Source organism: Shigella sp. FC1544 (assembly GCF_001722145.1).
GTDB classification, from domain to species: Bacteria; Pseudomonadota; Gammaproteobacteria; order Enterobacterales; family Enterobacteriaceae; genus Escherichia; species Escherichia coli.
Genome location: NZ_MECT01000158.1, coordinates 1 through 4,167, shown reverse-complemented (window position 1 = coordinate 4,167; position 4,167 = coordinate 1). Strand labels below are relative to the sequence as shown.

Annotated in this window: 3 protein-coding genes and 2 pseudogenes; 1 reads left to right on the top strand and 4 read right to left on the bottom strand. The window is 47.3% G+C overall.

The genetic code is table 11. From position 1 onward, the window contains the following. The 4 genes and pseudogenes from BGK49_RS26285 to shiA all read right to left on the bottom strand — a co-directional run. A partial coding sequence (locus BGK49_RS26285; protein ID WP_047664789.1) for an IS1 family transposase occupies positions 1-165 on the bottom strand: 165 nt, incomplete at its 3' end. 56 nt (positions 166-221) lie between these two features. Next, positions 222-578, bottom strand: a pseudogene (locus BGK49_RS10105) (YebC/PmpR family DNA-binding transcriptional regulator); the annotation flags it as partial. A 342-nt stretch (positions 579-920) separates the two neighbouring features. After that, entirely contained in the window at positions 921-2,375 is a 1,455-nt protein-coding gene (amn, locus tag BGK49_RS10100) for an AMP nucleosidase (RefSeq protein WP_001060236.1), read from the bottom strand. A 101-nt stretch (positions 2,376-2,476) separates the two neighbouring features. Then, positions 2,477-3,793: pseudogene (gene shiA, locus BGK49_RS29270) on the bottom strand (shikimate transporter). Positions 3,794-3,905: 112 nt separating this feature from the next. Here shiA and BGK49_RS10090 point away from each other — a divergent pair. After that, positions 3,906-4,167 (top strand): IS1-like element transposase (locus tag BGK49_RS10090; protein ID WP_064195240.1); only part of this gene is annotated, 262 nt, incomplete at its 3' end.

Genomic DNA, 4,167 nt, shown 5'->3' with positions numbered 1-4,167 from the left:
TTTCTGGTGCGTACCGGGCTGAGAGGCGGTGTAAGTGAACTGTAGTTGCCATGTTTTACGGCAATGAGAGCAGAGATAGCGCTGATGTCCGGCAGTGCTTTTGCCGTTACGCACCACGCCTTCAGTAGCGGAGCAGGAAGGGCATCTGATGGAAATGGAAGCCACGCAAGCACCTTAAAATCACCATCATACACTAAATCAGTAAGTTAGCAGCATTACCTGCCGCCTTTTTTATTGAAAATTGTGCGAACGTTAGCAATCGTACGGTTAACATTTGAAGTCAATGTCTCGGCGATAATCATTGAGCCATTAGGACCAAAGCCTTCATAACGTCCCTGCACGAACGTTTCATCTCCGCCGCCTTTGGCTTTATCAATTGCTTTATCAATAACGTGTTTTGGAACTTGTGCCTGCTTTGCACGTTCAATAACGAATTTTAAAGATGTGTTTAATTCTGGATCGGGTTCACCTTGTTTAGCAGCAGCATAGATTTCTACACCGAATTTTGCATAAATTTTAGACGTTGCACCGTCTTTAGCCGTTTTTTTAGCAACAATATTGGCCCATTTACGTCCCACTGGAATGATCTCCTCGAAAATTTATTTACATTACTGGTAAATCGTTAACATGTGTTAATTCGGCATATTATATAATAACAGGAAAAATCTCGTCTATTAGAAATAAAAATATTCTAAAGTCATAATCTTATATTTAATTTTATATAAACTTATATTGTTGGTGGGATTTTTTATAATTGTGTTTTGAAAGCATACTTGCTTTTAATATGTGGAAATCATTAAGACGATAATAAAACTCGTATCCGCCCAAGGAAGCAAACAGCCCGCGTTTATTGCGGGCTATTTGCCAGATGTCTTACTTAATCCTTCACATCTATTTTTGATAAGAAGGTTCAGAACTTATTATCGGAACGGCGGCTCATTAAAGGTTCGTAATTTACGTGAATGCAGTCGGTCGCCTTCTGCGCGCAGCAAATCGATCGCCCGAATGCCAATTTGCAGGTGTTCGGAAATAGCACCTTCATAAAAACGGTTAGCCTGGCCGGGAAGTTTAATCTCGCCATGCAACGGTTTATCTGAAACACACAGTAGTGTCCCGTATGGCACGCGGAAACGATATCCTTGCGCGGCAATGGTTGCACTTTCCATATCAATTGCTACGGCCCGGCTTAAGTTAAAACGAAGTGCAGAAGCTGAGTAACGTAATTCCCAGTTCCTGTCATCAGTGGTTACTACAGTGCCAGTACGTAGCCGCTGTTTAACTTCCTCACCGGGCCTGCCGCTCACCAGCTTGGTGGCGTCATAAAGCGCACGTTGCACTTCAGCAATGCTCGGAATAGGAATATCGGGCGGCAGAACCGCATCAAGAACGTGGTCATCGCGTAAATAAGCGTGTGCAAGTACATAATCGCCAATGGCCTGACTTTCACGTAATCCGCCACAGTGACCAATCATCAACCAGACATCCGGGCGTAGTACTGCCAGATGATCGCAGATGGTTTTAGCATTTGACGGTCCCACGCCAATATTCACCAGAGTAATACCCTGACCATCGGCGGTAATTAAATGCCACGCGGGCATCTGGTGTTTTTTCCATGCAAGGTCGGAAATGGCTTCTTCTGGCGCTTCGGTTTCGGCGGTGATCCAGTTCCCGCCAGCACAAGAAAGGGCAATGTAGGGACTATCAGGATCGAGGATCTGGCTGCATCCCCAACGAACGAATTCATCCACATAACGTGTGTAGTTGGTAAACAAGACGAACGGCTGAAAATGTTCAACTGGCGTACCGGTATAATGGCGCAACCGCGCGAGGGAAAAATCGACGCGGCGCGCATCAAAATGCGATAGCGGGGAGAATTCAGTTGGGTGATAAATGCCGTCTGCAGTTTCATCGCCAATTTGCGCCAGTTCTGTTGTAGGGAAATAGCGAGTTAACCCAGCGCTCATTGAGCGATCAAGTGTCAATTCAGAGCCATCGATGACATAAGGATAAGGGATTTCATGCTGCGAGGGTTGCACCGAGATATGCGCACCATAATCCTGATACAGCAACGTAAGTTGTTCATTAAGATACGAACGAAAGAGAGTAGGGCGAGTAATCGTGGTGGTGTAGCTGCCTGCGTGAGTAAAACGACCAAATGCGCGCGTTTTGGGGGGATTGGTTGTGCTACCGTCCCAGGTTACGGTCAGTGATGGATAGACAAAAAAACCTTGTTTGCGGGCGTTTTCATCAGGTAATTCGCCACTTGTAATATAGTTGCCAATGGCGTTGCGTAATGCGACTACAGATTGCTCATACAGCGCGTCGAGTTTATCCAGTGCCTGAGCTGGGGTCAGACCGGAGCCCTTATTATTCATGTGTGTCTCCTGTTCCATACAATTACCGCACATCCGATAGTATGTCACAGAAATGTGAAACAAAAGTGTAAGGCGAAGATCGGATGATCTTCGCCAGGCTATCAAGCGCGTTGACTGTCTTTCATCAACAAAGCGGTTATTGCAGAAATCAGACATCCAGCCAGCAGATACATGGCGACGCTATGCCAGTTCCCGGCAAAGTAAGTGATGAGTGCAGCGGCAATAAAAGGTGTAAATCCTCCGCCAACCACACTGGCAACCTGATAACCGACTCCAGCGCCACTATAGCGATAACTGGCACCAAACATTTCGGTAAACATCGGTTGTTGCACACACACCACCATGTCATGCGCAATGTTTGCCAGCATTATGGAGAAGAAAACTATCCAGAAAATAGATTGTGCTTCAAGCGCCATAAAGAAAGGAAATGCGCTCAACGTTCCGATTAACGCACCTGTGATATAAACCCTGCGGCGACCAAAACGATCGGCAAGCCAGGCAAAACAGGGAATTGTCAGGCAGCTTAATCCACCTACCAGCAAACCAATATTAAGGAAAAGTTCGCGCGGTAACCCCATATTCTAGGTTGAATAATTAAGTGCAAAGGCGGTAACGATGTACATCGTCAGCAACTCGCACAGCCGTAGCGCAATAATCTTCAGGAAAGCACCTGGATGTCGTAACAGCGCTTCGATAACCGGGATGCGTTTTTTCGCGGCAGCTTGATTATGTTGCTGTTGTTCGAATTCCGCGGACTCCTCCATGCCATTGCGCACCCACAATGCTCCCAGTACCAGTACGATGCTAAACAGGAAAGGAATACGCCAGCCCCAACTTAAAAACTGTTCGTCAGTCGTCATCATACTGATCAATGAAACCAGTCCGGTTGAAAGCAGTAAACCTACACCGTAGCCAACTTGTACACCGCTACTGTAAAAGGCTTTTTTATTTTTCGGTGCACTTTCAACGGAAAGCAACGCCGCGCCTCCCCATTCGCCGCCGACGGCAAATCCCTGAATGGCACGCAGCGTCACCAGTAAAATAGGTGCCCACCACCCAATGGTCGAGAATGAAGGAAGAATACCAATCAAGGCTGTCGCGATGCCCATCATCCAGACAGTCAGCATTAACATGCGCTTACGTCCCAGTCGGTCGCCAAAGTGACCGAAAATGACACCGCCGAGCGGACGGAAAAGGAATCCGACGCCAAAGGTAGCAAATGCGGCGAGCGTTCCCATCGCCGGGCTTACTTGCGGGAAAAACTCGCGATTAAACACCAGTGCGGCGGTGATGCCATAGAGTAAAAAATCATACCAGTCGACGACGGCACCAGCGAAACTGCCTAACGCAGCTCGTCGGGCGCGACTTAACGAAACCGTCCTTTCATCGGGACGAGTGGAGATGAGCGTGGAGTCCATAATGATCCTGTTTGTACTGTCTTTTTATAATTAGTATGGAAAAGGTAACTCACATTGGGTAATGCTGCCAACTTACTGATTTAGTGTATGATGGTGATTTTAAGGTGCTTGCGTGGCTTCCATTTCCATCAGATGTCCTTCCTGCTCCGCTACTGAAGGCGTGGTGCGTAACGGCAAAAGCACTGCCGGACATCAGCGCTATCTCTGCTCTCATTGCCGTAAAACATGGCAACTACAGTTCACTTACACCGCCTCTCAGCCCGGTACGCACCAGAAAATCATTGATATGGCCATGAATGGCGTCGGATGTCGCGCCAGTGCACGCATTATGGGCGTTGGCCTCAACACGGTTTTACGTCACTTAAAAAACTCAG